Annotated in this window: 22 protein-coding genes; 15 read left to right on the top strand and 7 right to left on the bottom strand. The window is 58.0% G+C overall.

Annotation, left to right across the window (positions count from 1 at the left end):
• Positions 1-4: 4 nt before the first annotated feature.
• From BAU07_RS26555 to BAU07_RS26545, 3 genes are all read left to right on the top strand, one after another.
• On the top strand, positions 5-301 hold the full coding sequence (locus tag BAU07_RS26555) for a hypothetical protein (RefSeq protein ID WP_066665939.1): 297 nt from the start codon (positions 5-7) through the stop codon (positions 299-301).
• 13 nt (positions 302-314) lie between these two features.
• Positions 315-593 carry a hypothetical protein gene (locus BAU07_RS26550; RefSeq protein WP_066665937.1) on the top strand — a complete coding sequence of 93 codons (279 nt, stop codon included), beginning with the start codon at positions 315-317 and terminating at the stop codon, positions 591-593.
• A gap of 99 nt (positions 594-692) precedes the next feature.
• Positions 693-1013, top strand: a complete 321-nt coding sequence (locus BAU07_RS26545) for a hypothetical protein (protein ID WP_066665935.1) — start codon at positions 693-695, stop codon at positions 1011-1013.
• A 422-nt stretch (positions 1014-1435) separates the two neighbouring features.
• Here the strand turns inward: BAU07_RS26545 and BAU07_RS26535 are convergent, their stop codons facing one another.
• Positions 1436-2509 (bottom strand): GSU2403 family nucleotidyltransferase fold protein, encoded by a 1074-nt coding sequence (locus BAU07_RS26535; RefSeq protein ID WP_066665932.1) that lies wholly within the window; start codon positions 2507-2509, stop codon positions 1436-1438.
• Positions 2510-2669: 160 nt separating this feature from the next.
• On the opposite strand from BAU07_RS26535, the gene BAU07_RS26530 reads away from it, so the two are divergent.
• Positions 2670-3731 carry a Bug family tripartite tricarboxylate transporter substrate binding protein gene (locus BAU07_RS26530; RefSeq protein WP_084026137.1) on the top strand — a complete coding sequence of 354 codons (1062 nt, stop codon included), beginning with the start codon at positions 2670-2672 and terminating at the stop codon, positions 3729-3731.
• A 1-nt stretch (position 3732) separates the two neighbouring features.
• On the opposite strand, the gene BAU07_RS27035 is transcribed toward BAU07_RS26530, so the two are convergent.
• The 6 genes from BAU07_RS27035 to BAU07_RS27030 all read right to left on the bottom strand — a co-directional run bounded on the left by BAU07_RS27035 (position 3733) and on the right by BAU07_RS27030 (position 7896).
• Positions 3733-4767, bottom strand: a complete 1035-nt coding sequence (locus BAU07_RS27035) for an FtsH/Yme1/Tma family ATP-dependent metallopeptidase (protein WP_198168951.1) — start codon at positions 4765-4767, stop codon at positions 3733-3735.
• Between the two features lie 131 nt (positions 4768-4898).
• On the bottom strand, positions 4899-5237 hold the full coding sequence (locus BAU07_RS26520) for a hypothetical protein (RefSeq protein ID WP_066665928.1): 339 nt from the start codon (positions 5235-5237) through the stop codon (positions 4899-4901).
• A 2-nt stretch (positions 5238-5239) separates the two neighbouring features.
• Positions 5240-5806: a hypothetical protein gene (locus BAU07_RS26515; protein ID WP_157122584.1), complete on the bottom strand. Its 567-nt coding sequence runs from the start codon at positions 5804-5806 to the stop codon at positions 5240-5242.
• A gap of 8 nt (positions 5807-5814) precedes the next feature.
• On the bottom strand, positions 5815-6117 hold the full coding sequence (locus tag BAU07_RS26510) for an HU family DNA-binding protein (protein WP_066665924.1): 303 nt from the start codon (positions 6115-6117) through the stop codon (positions 5815-5817).
• Positions 6118-6125: 8 nt separating this feature from the next.
• On the bottom strand, positions 6126-7622 hold the full coding sequence (locus BAU07_RS26505; RefSeq protein ID WP_066665922.1) for a helicase HerA domain-containing protein: 1497 nt from the start codon (positions 7620-7622) through the stop codon (positions 6126-6128).
• 61 nt (positions 7623-7683) lie between these two features.
• Complete coding sequence (locus BAU07_RS27030) at positions 7684-7896, bottom strand: transcriptional regulator (RefSeq protein ID WP_084026135.1); 213 nt, start codon at positions 7894-7896, stop codon at positions 7684-7686.
• A gap of 172 nt (positions 7897-8068) precedes the next feature.
• Here BAU07_RS27030 and BAU07_RS26500 point away from each other — a divergent pair, with 172 nt between their 5' ends.
• The 11 genes from BAU07_RS26500 to BAU07_RS26450 all read left to right on the top strand — a co-directional run bounded on the left by BAU07_RS26500 (position 8069) and on the right by BAU07_RS26450 (position 15963).
• Complete coding sequence (locus BAU07_RS26500; RefSeq protein ID WP_066665921.1) at positions 8069-9037, top strand: hypothetical protein; 969 nt, start codon at positions 8069-8071, stop codon at positions 9035-9037.
• Complete coding sequence (locus BAU07_RS26495) at positions 9027-9686, top strand: hypothetical protein (protein ID WP_066665920.1); 660 nt, start codon at positions 9027-9029, stop codon at positions 9684-9686. Before BAU07_RS26500 ends, BAU07_RS26495 begins: the two co-directional genes overlap by 11 nt.
• Positions 9671-9874 carry a DUF3717 domain-containing protein gene (locus BAU07_RS26490; RefSeq protein ID WP_066665918.1) on the top strand — a complete coding sequence of 68 codons (204 nt, stop codon included), beginning with the start codon at positions 9671-9673 and terminating at the stop codon, positions 9872-9874. Before BAU07_RS26495 ends, BAU07_RS26490 begins: the two co-directional genes overlap by 16 nt.
• Before the next feature lie 114 nt (positions 9875-9988).
• Positions 9989-10306 carry a hypothetical protein gene (locus BAU07_RS26485; protein WP_066665916.1) on the top strand — a complete coding sequence of 106 codons (318 nt, stop codon included), beginning with the start codon at positions 9989-9991 and terminating at the stop codon, positions 10304-10306.
• A gap of 51 nt (positions 10307-10357) precedes the next feature.
• Positions 10358-11545 (top strand): site-specific DNA-methyltransferase, encoded by a 1188-nt coding sequence (locus tag BAU07_RS26480; protein ID WP_084026134.1) that lies wholly within the window; start codon positions 10358-10360, stop codon positions 11543-11545.
• Between the two features lie 10 nt (positions 11546-11555).
• Positions 11556-12359, top strand: a complete 804-nt coding sequence (locus BAU07_RS27340) for a hypothetical protein (RefSeq protein WP_157122583.1) — start codon at positions 11556-11558, stop codon at positions 12357-12359.
• A 144-nt stretch (positions 12360-12503) separates the two neighbouring features.
• The gene (locus BAU07_RS26470; RefSeq protein ID WP_066665914.1) at positions 12504-13412 is read left to right on the top strand and encodes a hypothetical protein; all 909 of its coding nucleotides are present in this window, start codon (positions 12504-12506) and stop codon (positions 13410-13412) included.
• Between the two features lie 14 nt (positions 13413-13426).
• The gene (locus tag BAU07_RS26465) at positions 13427-13918 is read left to right on the top strand and encodes a hypothetical protein (RefSeq protein ID WP_198168950.1); all 492 of its coding nucleotides are present in this window, start codon (positions 13427-13429) and stop codon (positions 13916-13918) included.
• Positions 13919-13982: 64 nt separating this feature from the next.
• The gene (locus tag BAU07_RS26460; RefSeq protein ID WP_157122582.1) at positions 13983-14672 is read left to right on the top strand and encodes a hypothetical protein; all 690 of its coding nucleotides are present in this window, start codon (positions 13983-13985) and stop codon (positions 14670-14672) included.
• A 557-nt stretch (positions 14673-15229) separates the two neighbouring features.
• Positions 15230-15544 (top strand): hypothetical protein, encoded by a 315-nt coding sequence (locus tag BAU07_RS27335; RefSeq protein WP_157122581.1) that lies wholly within the window; start codon positions 15230-15232, stop codon positions 15542-15544.
• On the top strand, positions 15541-15963 hold the full coding sequence (locus BAU07_RS26450; RefSeq protein WP_066665909.1) for a hypothetical protein: 423 nt from the start codon (positions 15541-15543) through the stop codon (positions 15961-15963). The genes BAU07_RS27335 and BAU07_RS26450 overlap by 4 nt, the downstream gene beginning before the upstream one ends.
• The last annotated feature ends 1 nt before the right edge of the window (position 15964 follow it).

Here is a 15964-nt window from a genome sequence, read left to right as displayed (position 1 = left end):
AATCATGGCTGCAATCTATGGCTACTACATCGACCTTGATGAGCGTGGCGATTTCCTGGCCGACGTGCGTGACGTGGATGGGCGCACAGTGTACGAAATTCGCGCGGGCGGTCGCTTGGACGATGACGAGGCCAGCATCTTTGATGATGGTTTCATGCGAGACAAACGCGATGTGTCCGGGCTGACCGATTATCTGCGTTCGCTTTCCATCATCCCCTCCGATGCAACGGTGCTGGCCATGCCGGAGTTCGAGCGTCGCCTTGAAGGCCAGCAAAACGACGATGAGCTGACGTTAGATTAATGGAGCGAGGGAGATGCGCGGAACCAATGACTACGTGCAAGCGGTCGAATTCGACGGTGGCATTTACGCCGTGGAGCTGAGCACGGGAGGATGGAGTATCGCGGATGGTCCCGGCTCGACGTTGTGCGAGCCCTACGAACGGGAGCTTGCGGGCTGGCATCTGCCTGTGCGCTTTGATAATGAGGCGCAGGCGCGTGAGGCCATCCGTACCGCGCCGCATGTCATGTTCGATATCAGGCCGAATTCGGAGTGGACGGAACATTGCATTGCGTGTGGCGGTATGCGCATGTAGCCAGGATTTATTGCGAAGGTAAATTGCTGGGGACGCAAGGACTTATGCTGATGCGTAACTCGCGCTATCCTCTTTGGCCCATCATCCACTGAGATCAGTATGACCCTTTCTAGCGCCATCCAAGACGTGCTGGCCAGCCCCCCGCAGACCAAAGCCGACGCTGCGACCTTGCTCAGTAAGTATCCGGCAAAGGTGCAGCGGCAGCTAATTGCGGCAATCTATATCGGCCGTGATCACATAAACCAGCAGAAGCTCCTCGACCCCAACGTAAGCGCGGCGGACATCGATCACATCCCGGAAGCAGACTTTGCCGGCATCCTTTACGAGAAGTGCGGTGGTTCTCATGACGCAGCGGTGGGCTACCTAAACGCGTTCAAGCACTGCGCGAAAGCCTCAAACTTCGATATTGAGGGCCTGTAAGCGCTGTGACTGCTGACGCCCAGGCGCGGCATGCATGGCTCTTTCAGATGGCTGTATATTTATACAGTACAAGGAACAGCCATGCCTTTTGTTGTCGAAGTCTTTGCGTTACGCCATGAAGGGTGGACGCTCCCTCGATTCCGCTCATGCATGACCCGCCCACACCGAGGCGTGCTGCTCATGGCCGAAGAGCATGTTCCCGAGTGGAACCGTACGTCGAAGGTTGCGCGGCTACAGGATGCGAGGTCCGGTGCGCCGATAGATGATGCCGGGGCGCTCTTCGATGCTGTGCTCGTTTGCGCGCGGCCGGAGTGTTGGACCTTGACCGGGCTCGAAAGGGTAGAGCAGGGCTTGCGTGTGATCGAATACGCACAATCCTGGCTTGTTACCCCGGTAGTCTGCTCGGCATCCGACAAGTCGCTTTAGGGTGACGGGCCATCATCTCCCATGTCCCGCAGATCTTTCAGGATGTCGTCCTCGGATTCAGGCGCAATGGCGTTTGTAGCCAGGTGGAGCATATCCAAGCTCAGGTATCGCAGTTGGTCTGGGGAGAAGGGCAGGTGAGGGAGGTATTGGCCCACGATCGCTACCGCGATCATGGCTTGGCCCTTGTCTCGCTGCCGCTTTACGGGTTCGCGGGTGGGCTGTTGCGACAGCCATGCCTTGTGCAAGGCGAAGGCCCTGGGGTCAGGAACTTGCATCATCACAGGACGGCCATTGGACGCAATCGCGACCTGTTGCACCTTGGGCGCATTGATCAGCCAATGTAAGTTGGGCACCTCGGCGGCGACGAGATCCTCCGCGCCGAAGGTCACGGCGTCCGCGTGCCTCATAGACCGCTCAGGGGTGATCAGATCCACCATAAAGCCCGTGGCGTTGACGGCTCGGAAAACGCCCTTTGCTTTCATCGGGGCATAGGTCTTGTCTACGCTCTGAAGGAAACCAAGAAGCCCTTCGGCATCATGCCGTTTCAGCTTGTCGCTGACGAGCTGCAGGGGGCGCCTTGCGTCAAAGCACAGATCCAGGTCATCCGATGCAAGGGCGCCGGGATGCACATGTACAGCGGCCATGGCCTCGTAGGCAAATAGCGCATGCGTGCCGACCACCAGAAATTCACGATCGAGCCCCGAGACGTTCATCGCTGAAAGGATCTCGGCGGCCTGGCGCGGTACGCGGCCGAGGCGTAGGGCACGATTGAGCCTGATTTGCGTGAGAAGCCGTTGCGAGAGCCCGTCATACTTCTCGCGGGCTTGAATCCTGCCGGCGTCAAAATTTTTCAGCACTTCATGTGTCTTGGCGCTTTCCGGCCCCAGGGATCGGCCATTGCCCTTTGCGTCTATGAACCGGACCAGGTATCGCTTGCCATTACGGTCGACCCAACGCATACCGTAACGGTATTGGAGCAGGGATTCCCGGGCTTCCCGCCAGGCCCGATATAGCTGCTCGGAATTGACGAAGTTCAGCCGTTGCTCGTCTTCCAGCTCTACAAATTGCATGGTTTTACCTGTATGGGTGCGTGTTTTCCAATTTACAGGTAAAACTCAATAAAAACAATGAATTATAGGCCGAAATTTCGCCAGCTCATCGGGAGGGGTAGCAGGGGACCAGGCAGCGCGCCTAAGGGCCCCGAGGCCGGGGTTCGTCCGATTTCTATTCATGGTTGCGCGCGCGCGTCTTGGATGGCGTAGCGTTGCGCCACCTGACCAAAGGACGATTGAGACAGTGATGCAGCTTACAAGGCGAGAATTGGCCGCAGTGATGCTGGCAGCGGCCGGGGTAGCCCCATTCGCGGCGGAGGCAGGATCGGCGACGGAGCCCGTATTCCCACAGGGGCCAATCACGATTGTTATCGGCTACCCTCCAGGCGGCGGGGGAGATAGGCTGGTGCGAACTCTCGGAAAGCATATGACCGCCCTGTTCGGCCACAGGATGATCATCCAATATCGCCCAGGCGCGGCCAGCAACATTGCAGCCAAGGCCGTGGCACGCGCCGCGCCTGATGGCTATACCCTCTTCTTGAGCGGGCGGCCGAACGTGCTCCATAAAGCACTAGGCGCGAACGCGGATTATGACTTTTCGAGGGATCTGCTGCCGGTCGGGCTTTTGGCAGTCACCCCCAATCTGATAGTCACCCGAGCAGATTCCCCGATCAAAAACATTTCGGATCTGATCAGCTTGGCGAAAGCGCACCCAGGGGCGTTGACGTGTGCGTCCTCAGGTGTTGGATCGACCGGACATCTTCTGTGTGAGTTGTTCCAACGTGAAGCGAACGTCGTCATGGAGCACGTTCCCCACACCGGCAGCGCGCCCGCGCTTGTCGAAGTGATTGGAGGGCGGGTCGATGTCCAGTTCGAGAACTTGGCAGCAACGATGGCTCACATACGGGCCGGAACAGTGCGAGTGGTCGCAGTCTTGTCAAATCGCAGGATCCCAATCGCGAAGGACATAGCGACGGTGCAGGAATTGGGTTATCCGAACTTGAACGTCGATACCTGGGGTGGGCTTATGGTGCCAGCGGGCACGCCGCCGCAGGTGGTAGCTCGCCTGAACAGGATGCTGAACACCGCACTAATGGTGCCTGAGTTACAGCAAGACTTCATCAGGATGGGATACGGAATCCCAATCGGGCCGAACAGCCCCGTGTCTTTCGGCGACCTACTCTCGAAGGAAATCCCGCGATGGCTTTCGTTAGTGGATGGGCCCCCCGACCAGAAGTAGGCTAACTTTCGGCTGTCTCTGCCCTCATGGGCCATTCATTGCTGAACTGCTGGAAGGGGCCGAACGGAAGAGGGAAGCGTGGAGGGAGCTGCACGCGGGCGAGAAACGGGAGTAGGTCTTCGCGGCCCAAGCTCCGCTTGTCCAGTAGCGCTGCCGCAAGTTGCTTGAACACGTCAGCATTACGCTCGAAAAGCGCCTCCAGCAGCTTCAAGTGCTCGCTGCGTAGTGCGTTGAGCTTGGCCTCATTTTGCTCCTGCTCAAACTTGTTCTGGGGTTCGGTGTAGTAGATGCCACGATGGTGATTGGAAAGATAAACGCGTGCAATGTTGAGCCATCGTGTATGGTCGTTACGGCTTCCTAGCGTGGATTCGCGATACAGGGAAGTCTCGCCGAGTTTTCCGGCCAACAAAGCCAGCATGTGCCATTCCACGAAAGATGTTTCGTCTAGCCTGTGCTCGCTGTCGATGGCCGTGACAAACCCGATGACGCCGTTCTCATCGGCATGCGGATTCACAACTAACCGCACATTTGGTGGGAGCCTACCGAGTGCGGCATACACCAGTGCATGTCCGGCTTCATGGGCAGCGGTGTACCTAGCGTCCCGCGCTGTGGCTCTGCGAGGCAGAAGCGCAATACCGGGCGCCACAGCGGCGTCGCTGCGAGCGAAGCTCGGGTTGTGTGCCGGTCTTAATGTGACGCGTAGCATGAGCCAACAGATCCACACTGCCACCGCAGCCGCTGCCGCATCGTTTGGATTTGCTGAGATCCAACGATAGGTGTCATCACCCACAGCTCCAATCGTCCAAAGTGTGATGACATAAATCGCCAAGCCATGTATGAAACGATAAAGTTCGCCGTGAACTGTATGCCAGCTCCACGAATTGTGGGCATGTGCTAATGCGCCAATCACCGGCAACGAAAGCGTAATGGCGAGGCCGAGTGCCTCCACGATAGCTACCACGCGTTGCACACCCAGCTCGACTGGGTAGTGGCGCGTGCTGTATGCCATGCCAGTAATTATCAGCAGAACAGCCATCCAAAGCGTGCGACCCCCGTGGTCACACAGAAGCGTTGTGCCTCTGTGCCAGTAGGCTTTCCAAGTTTCTCGGCCACCTAGCGCAAAGCGCTGCAAGCGGTCGTGTGGCGTGGGAGTCCTGGTCATGTTCTTCACTTCCTTTCGTCGTGAGCTTTTTGGGCGAGGCCATATTCCTGCAGGACGAAATTCAGCGCAGCGGCTGAATAATCATCGCCGTTTTCAAGTTTCAGCTTGCCTTCGGTCTCAAGCTTCCGGCCAAGCTCTGCCAGGCGCAACATCTGCGGAATCAGTTTGTGCAGCGCAGCCATATAGGTTGTCGCTGCATCGATGTCCTTCGCGAACTGGTCAAGCGTCTTTGACCTGTCCACCGTGGACGGCGCGGGCCGGACAACGCCGTCCTTTTCGCTCTGAAGCGCTTGGCACAATGCCAACAATTCGATGCCGCGATTGATTGATGTCGTGTGATCCATAATCAGTGTTTCTGGACCGTCACCTTGAGCTCGTATGGCTCCATCTTCAGGACAGCTTGCTCGCCGTCACGCAGCACGACCGACTGGCTCCAGTAATGGGTGTCAACTGTGGGCAGCGCAAGCGTCAAGTAACCCTTCTTGATGGCCTTCTCTATCGCGTCCTGGGTTTCCGGAGAAACCATCTGTGGGTTCTCAAGGTCGGTGACATGACCTTGCAACAGGCACTCTATTTTGCCCACGTCCGGAGCCGCAGCGGGCTTGCAGGTGGCAAAAAACGCGTAGCCAGTCTTTACCACACTACGTTGGATTTCTGGCTCTGTAGACGAAGCACGCCACGTGGCGCCGCTGATAATTGGATATTCGAACTGTTCTTCTCCCCCGGCAGTTCCGTCGCCAAATGTCGATATCTTGCTTTGATGCATTGACGTGCCGTTTTTCAACATTTGAGACGTGATGACGTACTGCCCCATGCCGTCAGTCGGTCCATGTGTGTCTTGTGATACCGGAGATGCGCACGCTACTGCGGGCGCAAACAGGGTGACGAGGGCGAGTGTGATGGCTTTTCTCATGGCATTCCCTATTCAGAAATTTGTTCCGGAAAAGAACCTGGAGCGACAATCTTGCGAAAGTTCACGCCAGGCTTGAACCGGGGCTTGATAGTGGCTGGAATTTCAACGGGATCGCCGGTCGCGATGTTGCGACCGGTCCGCGCCTGCTGATGTTTCGGTTCAAAGGTTCCGAAACCTTGGATGGACACTTTCTCGCCGCCGGCTACGGTGTCCTGTATGGTGTTGATCAGTGCGGCCAACATGCGATCGACGGCACGTTGAGATTGCTCGGTTTGGGCCGCAACGATTTCGATCAGCTCTTGACGGTTCATGTTCCTGCTCAGTTCTGCGGGGATTGTTCGAGGTATGTCCAAAGCCATTCGTTGCGGGTCTCGCCGCTGCGCTTCATCTGCACAAGCATGCTTTTGCGCAACTTGATCCAAGCCAGCGCTTCTTCTGTCACGCGCATCTTGGCTATTGAGCCGCGCCAGTAACTTTCATCGATCCCGAGAATGATCTTGGTGGAGACCGATGAAATGAAGTCTTCAGGGAAATGGGTGGGCGACTGGCTCGCGCAGATCAGTGCCATGCCAAATTTACGAGCTTCCTTGGCGATAGTGTTGATGATGTTCTCAGGGTCATCGTCTGCATAGATGTGCGCCTCATCGAGAACCACCACCTCTACGATGTCGTCTTGCTCGCCGCGCTGCACAGCCTGGGCGAAGAGCTCTTCCAGTCGGAAGAGTACAAACAACTTGCGCTCTTCCATCGAAAGCGCCTTGATGTTGTAGCGCCAGACCTGATTGTCGGGATCAAAAGGCGGTTGCTGGGCCTTGAATACGCCGATGGCATTCAGGTTCTCCAGGCGGTCAACGACGGATTTCAGTACGTCAGTGGAGTCGTACTTCATGACATCGGTGAGCTCGTTCCCGGTCATGATGGCTTCCGCATAAGCGCTATAGGCCTCGATCGCCTTCGTCTTGGCCTTCGTGAGATCCGCCTCTAGCTTCTCGTCCGCGAATGACTTGTCGCCGCGACGCAGCGCCTCCATGCGTTTGCGTTGGTACGCAGCGGCGGCTTTGTTCGCAATTTCCAGCTTGGTGATTGCCTCCACCCCAGTACCCAGGAAACTCATCTGGAGGATGTGGCGTGCCATGCGCAGGGCATCGCTAATCGCGGGGTGCGTTTGCGCGGCGATCTTTGGGGGCCATCGTGTGATGGCTCCGGTGTACTGGTCCGTGGCAACGCGCAAGCAGCGCTGCGTTGGGCACCATTCGGCACCCAGTGCCTTGGCATCAGGGATTTCCGCTAGGGGCACATCAATGTACAGCTTGCCGTCGGACCCATCTGAAACGAGTTGGGCCTTACCCTCATCGATGACCCAGGTGCTGGGATCGTCGTGCTTGAAACCGTGCCGGGCGTACAAGTCGTAGAGGATGTTGCGAAGCGCGGCCTCTTGCTTGGGGCCGAGAGCCCGCATGACGCGATTTACCGTGGCGATGAAGCCCTGGACGCGCTTGCGCACGCCGCCATAGTGCGGATCAGGATTAACCCGCAGCGGATTCATGCCGTAAGAAGTCTGTTCGCTGAACATGACGCTGCTGGCCTGGGGCAGCTCGATATCGCCATGCACATCGAATACGTGGACCCGCAGCGGTTTCCCGCCGCAAGTGTCTTGCATCTGTCGAATCAGGTCACGGAGCCGGTGAGTTTTTCCGGCGCCAGACATCCCGACGATGAGGCAGTGACCGTTCACTACCTTTGTGCTGTCCCATGTGATGGGTTGGCTTTGACCGCGACTTCGCGCCCCGGCGTCCGTGCCAAAGCGAACATGCATGGCGTGCTCCTTCGATTTTTATGTGGATTATACGCCACTTTTATAAGATGAAACGAAATGATTATGGTCCAGCCTTCTCGGTGACATACGGCAGGCCACGCACGGCGTCATCCCAGTGCATCGCCCGGTCGGTGTCCCGGGAAAGCTTGCTAATCCAATTCGCTGAGACGCCCCAACGCTTACTCAGCGCGGCATACGTCCAGCCGCGCTTTGTTACTTCAGTCTTGAAATCGTGCTGGGATAGTCGTGTCGCGGTGGGATCGGGCTTGCTCATGAACGGCTATTCCTTGAGACGAAAAAATGAGCGCCAACCCGTGGGTGACGCGGCAAAATAAGGATGGAGCATGATCAATGCATCTAATGTGGATTATAGTCTTGCAAAATGATCGTGCAACATGTACTATAGTCCATATCGCAACCTCGCCCGACCCAACAAAGGAGTGATCATGGCTTCGTCTCAACCTGAAAAGTCCCGGTCCCTGAAAAGCATGGCCGCTGACACCAATATCCCTGGCGTCAAGAAGAACGACCTCTACCGCATCGATCCCCGTTTGGTGGAAGAGGAAGAGGGATTCAATCTGAGGGACTATGACGATCCCGAGGTGATCGCCCATATCGAGGGATTCGCGCAGTCCTATATGGCGGGTAACTTCGTACCGCCCTGGATTGTTCGCACGGACGGCGACGGGCGCATCCTTGTTGTCGAGGGGCATTGCCGTCGGCGCGGTGCCCTGTTGGCCATCGAACGGGGTGCAGAGCTGCCTTTCGTTGATACCGTGCCCTTCCGTGGGAACGAGTCCGATCGGGTCCATATGATGCTCAAGAGCAACGATGGCCTGAAGTTCAAGCCGTTGAAGATTGCTGAGGGGTACTTGCGTCTCCACCGGAACGGGCACTCGAACGTCGATATCGCCAGGAAGCAGCTCGTCACGCCCGCCCGCGTCGAGCAGATGCTGCTGTTGGCGACGGCCGAGCCGGATGTGCATCAGCTGGTACGCGATGGGGTCGTGACTGCCGACGTGGCTATCGAAGCTGTGCGCAAGTACCGGGAGAAGGCAGGCGCATTCTTGCGAGGGGAGTACGAGAAAGCGGTTGCGCAAGGGAAGGCCAAGGTAACGCGGAGCACGATGCGCGGGCCCACGCTGCCCCCGAAAGTGGTCGGGTCTGTGGTGACCGCCCTGCGCGGCGCAGTTGAGAGCTTCGACAGCGCGACGCGCCGTCGCCTGGCAGCTATGGAGAAGAAAAATCCTGAAGACCTGAAGGGTGAGCGGATCGAGGTTGATGCCCTGACGTTGCTGAACCTTGTTCGTGCGACCGCCGAGATCAAAGAGGCCGAAGCGAAGATTGCTTCTCGTAAGCGCGATAGCGCCCAAGCGGCGTCGCAGCAAGAACTGGGGGTGGACAATGGCGAATAGTCCCCAGGAACTGCTTGCTTACGCGAGCACTATCATCGCTCGGCACTTCAAGGGCGACACAGCCAATGCAGTGAGGGCGCATGAGGCCTTCACAGAGATCATTGCCGGCGTGGTTATGCCGAAAAGCGAGGAGTACGTTGTCGCCAAGGCGGATCTCCTTCACTTAATGAGCGGTGCTATCGGCGCCGCGTATAGCTCCGTGGAGGACGGGGCGCAGCGGCTGCGCCTGAAGTCGATTCGGCAACTCCGTCCTCTTGTGATGGAAGCTTCTGACAAACGTGATGTCGAAGTGATCGGTGTCGATCCGATGGAGGGGACCGGCGACGGCGGGCCTCATGAGGCCCGCTTGTTGCAACAACGCCAGATAGAGCCGAATCCCGTTGCCCAGGACGACAAACGGCCTCGCGTACCGGAGCACATCATCGCGTGCATTCAGGAGTACGGGGACGCCAGGGCCGATGGTGCGGCGAAAGGCGCTTTCGCTATCGGGAGGACTATCGATGCCATCCGCGATTGGGGTGGAACCTTGAGCCAAGTCGACAAGCATGGTGTGCTGGAATCGGCAGCGCGCCAGTGGGAGGCAAAGCACGGTTTTGACAAGTGCGGTGTAGCAGCGTTTCTGCGGGAGGACGCATGCAGTACACGCTGAATCAGATTCAGCTCGCATTGGCGTATTGGGGCGAGCGTGAAGGCCCTGGCGATGGCGTTTCGGTGGGCCCGGTGGTTGGCCTCCTTGCCGACATCTGGGCCGTGATGGTCTACGAAGGTCTCGAAACGGTCGCGGAAGAATCCCTTACGACGAAGCAGTGCGTTGCCCTGCGAGACGCCGGGATCTGATGGGCGGGTGCCCGGATATGAAACGCCAGCGAGTGCGCGGCGTGCCGCATTCTATGGACGGTATACAAAAAAAGCCGCTTGTAAAAGGCGTAGTTCTTTCATGGAAGCTTAAAAATGAACGTCCAACAATTGCGTGACTATCTTGATGCGCTGCTGAAGTCGGGCGTAAGCCCTGATACACCAATCTGCATCGCGGCAAATTCGGAAGCCAGCGAAGTGGACAATATCGCCATCGTGAGCGGTCCGTTCCGGGAAGACCCAGCACCGAAGATGCCTGCGTTTCTTCATTCAGAAGGGAAGTTCGTTTTTCTCGAAACCTGCGACGACTACGAGTGGATGGGGCGTCAGCAATATCAACGCATAGACGCCCCGCCTGTTCCAGAAAAGGAATGGGCACCTGGGCGGGAGTGGTGGCTGCGGGACCGCCGCTAGAACATCCATCAACCTTATTTTCAGAATACCTTCTTTGATTAAGGGGCTAGAGTGAAGGATTTGAATCTCTTCGCGGCGGTGGCTGAGACTTACGTGCAGGCCGGTGAACCCGTGAGCCAGGAGCGTCTTTACGACGCTGTGGCGAGGGCAACAGGTATCAGTAGCGAGGCTTTTGAGGAGCGGCGGCCTGTGGGCCAGGCGCAGTCCCCCGTGAGTCTCTTGAAACGCCGCGTGCGGTGGTATCAGCAGACGTTAAAGCATGCCGGGGTAATTGAACCTGCAGGCCAGCGTGGTTTGTGGCAATTGACAGGAAAGGGCATTGACGGAAGCGGACTGCCGTTGATTGCCGATGGCGCCGCTATCCTCGGCTTTTCGACGGAGCTGGGTATCGCTGTTATTTCATCGTGCGAGCATTTCTTCACGAAGATCTCGGAGCCCATCCACTTGATCGTGACATCGCCGCCATATCCACTTGCACAGCCACGCGCCTATGGCAATGTGCCCGAATCGCGCTATGTCGATTGGCTGTGCAAGGTTCTTGAGCCTGTCGTGCGCAACCTGGTGCAAGGCGGATCCATTTGCTTGAACGTCGGCAATGACGTTTTCATGCAGAGGTCGCCGGCACGTTCGCTGTATCGGGAACGGTTGATACTGGCGTTGCACGCTCGCCTGGGCTTGTACAAGATGGACGAGATCATTTGGACTTCTCCCAAGCCACCTGGCCCGGTCGCATGGGCGAGCAAGAAGCGCGTGCAGCTCAATACGGCATATGAGCCCGTGTACTGGCTTACCAACGATCCGGACCGCGTTCTCGCGGACAACCGGAGGGTTTTGGAGCCGCATAGCGAGCAGCACTCCCGCTTCGTGCGGGCGGGCGGGATAAAGGCAGGCGCGGTGCATTCCGACGGCGCCTATAGAAAGCGCGTGGGGGCGTATTCCAGGCAAACCGAAGGAAGAATTCCGAAGAATGTCCTTGAATTTGCGCGCTGTGCAGACGATCGTGACGCCGCGTATCGCCGGTATTGCGCGGAGCATGGCCTGGCCACTCATGGCGCATCGATGCCCGTGCGCCTGGCTCAGTTTCTCATCGAGTTTTTGACGGAGAGGGGCCAACTGGTTGTCGATTGCCTGGCCGGTCGGTGCAAGGTAGGACTTGCCGCCGAAAGGTTGGGGCGTCGCTGGATCTGCGTGGATCGGCAAGCCGAATACGTGCTCGGCTCCTACGGTCAATTCATTTGAGGGCGCGGGCATGTCGCTCCTGTTCTGGAAAAACTGGCGTGGCCGATCCAGCGATGAAATGCCACCGTCGGCGAGAGTGCTGGTGGTAAGGGATCGAAAGGAGCCAAGCCGCATTCAATGTCGTTTGCTGGTGTACCGCGAAGAGTCCCGCAGCGAGCATCACGCGGCGATTACGCTTTCCTATGTGGCGCTTGATGGGGCGCGCGGGGGATTCAACAACCACCGTTTTATGGGGAGATGGGATTGGTCTCCCGACGGGTCAGGAAGAGTAAGCATCACGGGCGGCAGCGTGATGGTCAATGGCGAGGGGATTCCCCGTGGCGCTCACATCGGCACATACCTGCTTGACGAGGTGGTGCGCTGGGCCAAGCAATGGCCGACAGCGCAAGTGCGCCAGATTTCGCTATCGACTGTGGATGGGTCCGACGAGAATCGTGAGCGGAGGAACCGCTTATATGAGCAATTCGGCATCGTCTTCGAATACACCCCAGACCGTCGATCTGGGGTATCGCTCTCCACGATGGTCGCTGCGCAGCTGACCCCCGTTGCCCCGGAGGTATGGGGCGAGAACATTGAGGAATGGGGCTTAGTGGAGTATCTCCGGCACGGCTGCGCGCAGATAAAAGACCTGTCGTATAGCAACAATCGCCTGGAGCGCGTCCGTCGCGACTTGGTGGCCGAAATTGAGGCTGCTCGGGCCAGGCCGCTGCGCTGGGCATGTCGGCAGCTATGGATGCGGTATCAATTCAACATACTTGTGATTTTTTTTGTAACGTGCGTTGGAGTGATGATGTGGGCCAAATTGTCTCAGTAAGGGCCAAGTTCGGGGAATATGGGCGCTTTGTCTTGGAAAGCAGACAAATTTAAGAAGGCCTTCCGTAAGCCGATAAACAGAAAAGAACTGATAAATTCATATAAAGTATCAAATGATACGTTTTGATTCAGTGGTGGAGTTGTTGTGACCAACTTTGATCCCCAGGCGCTGTATGGCCTTGATCAGACGCTGGACGATGACAGCACAATCGTCCAGGTCGATGACGACGAGGTTCGTCGGATCGCTGCGGCCGAGACGCGGCGCCGGTGCGCCGGAATCAAACTCGCGTCGCGCGTCGTGGGCATGGCCACGGCGATGAGCGGTGACGTGATCGATGCCGATCTGCTGCGCAGTTTGGATTCCATAATGGATCGTGTCGCCTCCATTCGCGAGGCTGGGCTCGGCTTGCTTGGTGTCCGTTCCGATAGCAGCGACTTTGCGCCCGCCTTCAACGCTTTGACCAACATTGCGTTGGATGTTGTGACAGAGGAATGGAAGTGGGCCCAACTTGCTCCTGGCAAGAGCCGTTCGCTATCCAAACCGGTGCTACTGCGGCTTTTCGAGCAGGTCGTGAACCATCAGGCCATCGGGGTGATGGTCGGATACCCCGAGGCGCCTGATCTTGAGCGCGCGCGCAAGCTATGCGCGATGGAGGCTTTGCCGAAGGTCTATGGGCTGGTCAATCTCTTTGACTACTACCAAGCCGACCATGAGGCCCTGGTAAATCGTTTGTTGCTGGCTGTGGTGGCCGAAGCGGAGAAGCACGCAAACATGCTGACTCCCTCCGACGCGATCGAGTTCACCAGGCAGTCTGTGCTCCAACGTCTTTACGGTGTGAGCGTCGGGCTGATGTGTGAAGTCTACAAGCACCACGCCGCGCGGGACGTAATGCGCCTGCGGTCGATGGCGCCGGTGGATCGGTCCATCATGATCGCGCAGTACGAGCGCCTTGGTGGCATGTCGTATGACCATGTTATCGAGGCCCATTCGAGGACGCTTGAACGAGTATCCGAGATGTCGGAGCTCATTGTCGAGTCTCAGAAGAGACGCTGAAACTGGTGAGGATTATGGATTCACACGTAGGATTGGGCGCGCAACTGACAGCGCTGATGACGGGCTTGGCTGACCAAAAAATCAAAGCTGGGGCAAATTTCATTTATGACGGTGGGCGGCTTTTCGCCAGTGATGTAGCCGAAATCGCCTTGCCTTGTGCCTTGGTCATGGCAGATTCGCTGTCGCGCCGTCTTGGCATGGGTGGCTGCGGTTATGAGTTTGAGCTCGGCGCACCGAATCCGGTATTTCCGGTGCATGCGATTCCGGTGAAGCCCCGAGCTTTTTCCGAGGTTGCGCCTTACGTCACCGATGTGTTTGAAGGCGTCATCTTCCACCTGCGGCACGACCTGGTGCGGGTATATGCGCTGGCAGTCGAGCAGATGGGTTACGTCCTGCCCGAGAGCATGGAGCGGCCCGCGCGCGATGATGTGCCGGCGATCCCGGCAGGGGCGATGGACAACCGTCGCGCCGTGATGGGCACCGGGGGCCTTAGCCTGGGAAGGTAGAGGGGACATGGAACCGGATCGCAAATGTCCTACCCCCGTTTACCAGCCCTTCCTAAAGGAGCTTGTGATCGCGGACCTGCAGGACGCGGAACGTAGCGGGGCGTTTGATCGGGATGTATTGCTCTTTGCTCAGGACGGCTATGTGATGCGGGTGCTCGCCGAATGCCGCGATAGGCTCGCAGAGGCATTCACGGCGGCAAACGGGGATAGCGAGGATCCGGAAGAGCGCAGCTCGCGCAAGCGCAGTGCAGTTATAGCGGCCGTTCTGGAGCTTTATGCTCGCCTGAAGGAAGAGGGTGACGAAACCACTGGCGTGCGAGGCTATGCCGGTGCGGCCGCCGTGTTCCTTAATGGCGCCATCGTGGATTACGAAACCTATCTACGCGATGTTGCGCAGCATCTAGAGCAATCGGTCCAAGTGGGGCATACGCCAGATGTGGGTTGGCTGGCCGGGCACACCTACGCGGTGCTTGCGCGTGCATCGCGGACGATAGAAACCGTAGAGGCCGCACTTGGCGTCGAAGCGGGTTGCCGCGCGGAGACGCTCATCAGCGCTGGTGTGAGAGCCATCGGCTCAGCGGGCCAGGATAGCGTTTCCGCAGCTCTGGGAAAACAGCTATGGCGCACAGTAGAGGCGATTGATCGGGCGCCGCAGACCCACGTCATGAACGCCGAGGAAACGCTTGCATCGACAGCCGTGCTCGATGACGTGTGGGATATCGCTCCTGCTGAGCGTCAGGAGTTTGAACCATAGCGTCCGGACAAGCGGACGTTATGCGGGGCCACCCACCGTCGAATCAAGGATGAACATGAATCTGCCAGCCGCGCTCTTTGGCGTGGGCACGTCGCTGCTTGCCGTGCTGTTCGCAGTGAGCGCTGAGCCGGAGGGAGACCCCCAGCACATATATTGTGGTGGGGGTGCGCTTTATGCCTTGGTGTGGGTTGCTGGCCCGCTGCTATTCTAAAAAACGGCGGGGCCTCGTCGGTAGTGTGTCAATCTGACCCGTCAAAAAAATTGTTTTTTGATGTCCATGTGAGTTAACATGCGGCCATGCTAAGAAATGGTGGCTCATGGGAACGGATCTGCTTGGCCCACAACTAAGCGCGAAGGCGATGTCGGCCTGGATTCCGCCTGGCCAAAACTTGCCCACGCTGCCTGGCACCCCAATCGTTGAGCTTGCCTTGCCCGAGTACGAGGCGGCAGGGCTGGGGAAGGCCTTGTGCCGTACACGAGCCTTTGCCTGCGCAGGCGGGCACCTTGTGGCCGGGACTTTCGCGCGATCAATGTGCGCGGATACGAGTCGCCTCCTTGTGGTGACCGCTGAAATGCAGCCCACAGTACTTGGGGAAACTCACGCTGAAATACAAGCGCGCGCGCCGCAGCAGACGGTGCGTTACCTGTTCGACCTTGGCCTACCTATCGAGCTGGTGAGCTTGGGAGCGTCGCGGGCGCAACAGTTCGACACCCTGGACGGGTTGGCCGCTTTCGTGCGGCTTTATCACCAGCGATCATCATGGCTTGAAGGGCATCCGTTGGATGTTGCGATCGCCAAACTGGAACATCAATCGGGCGCGGCACTCGTCTTTGACGGGTCGCGCCTTTTTTGCGAAGGAGCATCAACATGACCGCAGCAACCTGCCGGATGGTGCGGGAGCACGTCCTGTCGTTTATGAGCTCGCTGCCTGGACCAGGCGAGGAGAAAGACGAAGAGGTGATCGTGCGCCCCGACGGTGTGCGGGAGTTCGGACGTCAATGGGTGGTCCGCCGTTCGCCGGATGAGTCCAGTCTCTCGGCGACCCTGAGCCATCGAGATAACGTCATCGAGTTCGGGCTGCTCCAGCGCGAAGGGGATGAAGCGCGCAACGTCCTCTACGCGACGGTGGTGCTCGATGACGAGGAAGTGTTGCTCAATGTGGTGTCAGAAGCCGATATGGACTACAACTTCGACGCGAAGGTGGACGAAAGCAGCTTGCGGCGCCTGGATGATGTGCTCCGGCTATATGCCAGCTATCTGGGCGGCACGTCGGCATCTGTGATGCAGTGAC

Origin of the sequence: Bordetella flabilis (genome assembly GCF_001676725.1) — a bacterium.
GTDB classification, from domain to species: domain Bacteria; phylum Pseudomonadota; class Gammaproteobacteria; order Burkholderiales; family Burkholderiaceae_B; genus Bordetella_C; species Bordetella_C flabilis.
Note: the sequence above shows the minus strand (reverse complement) of the source record. Positions and strands in the feature narration are given on the sequence as shown.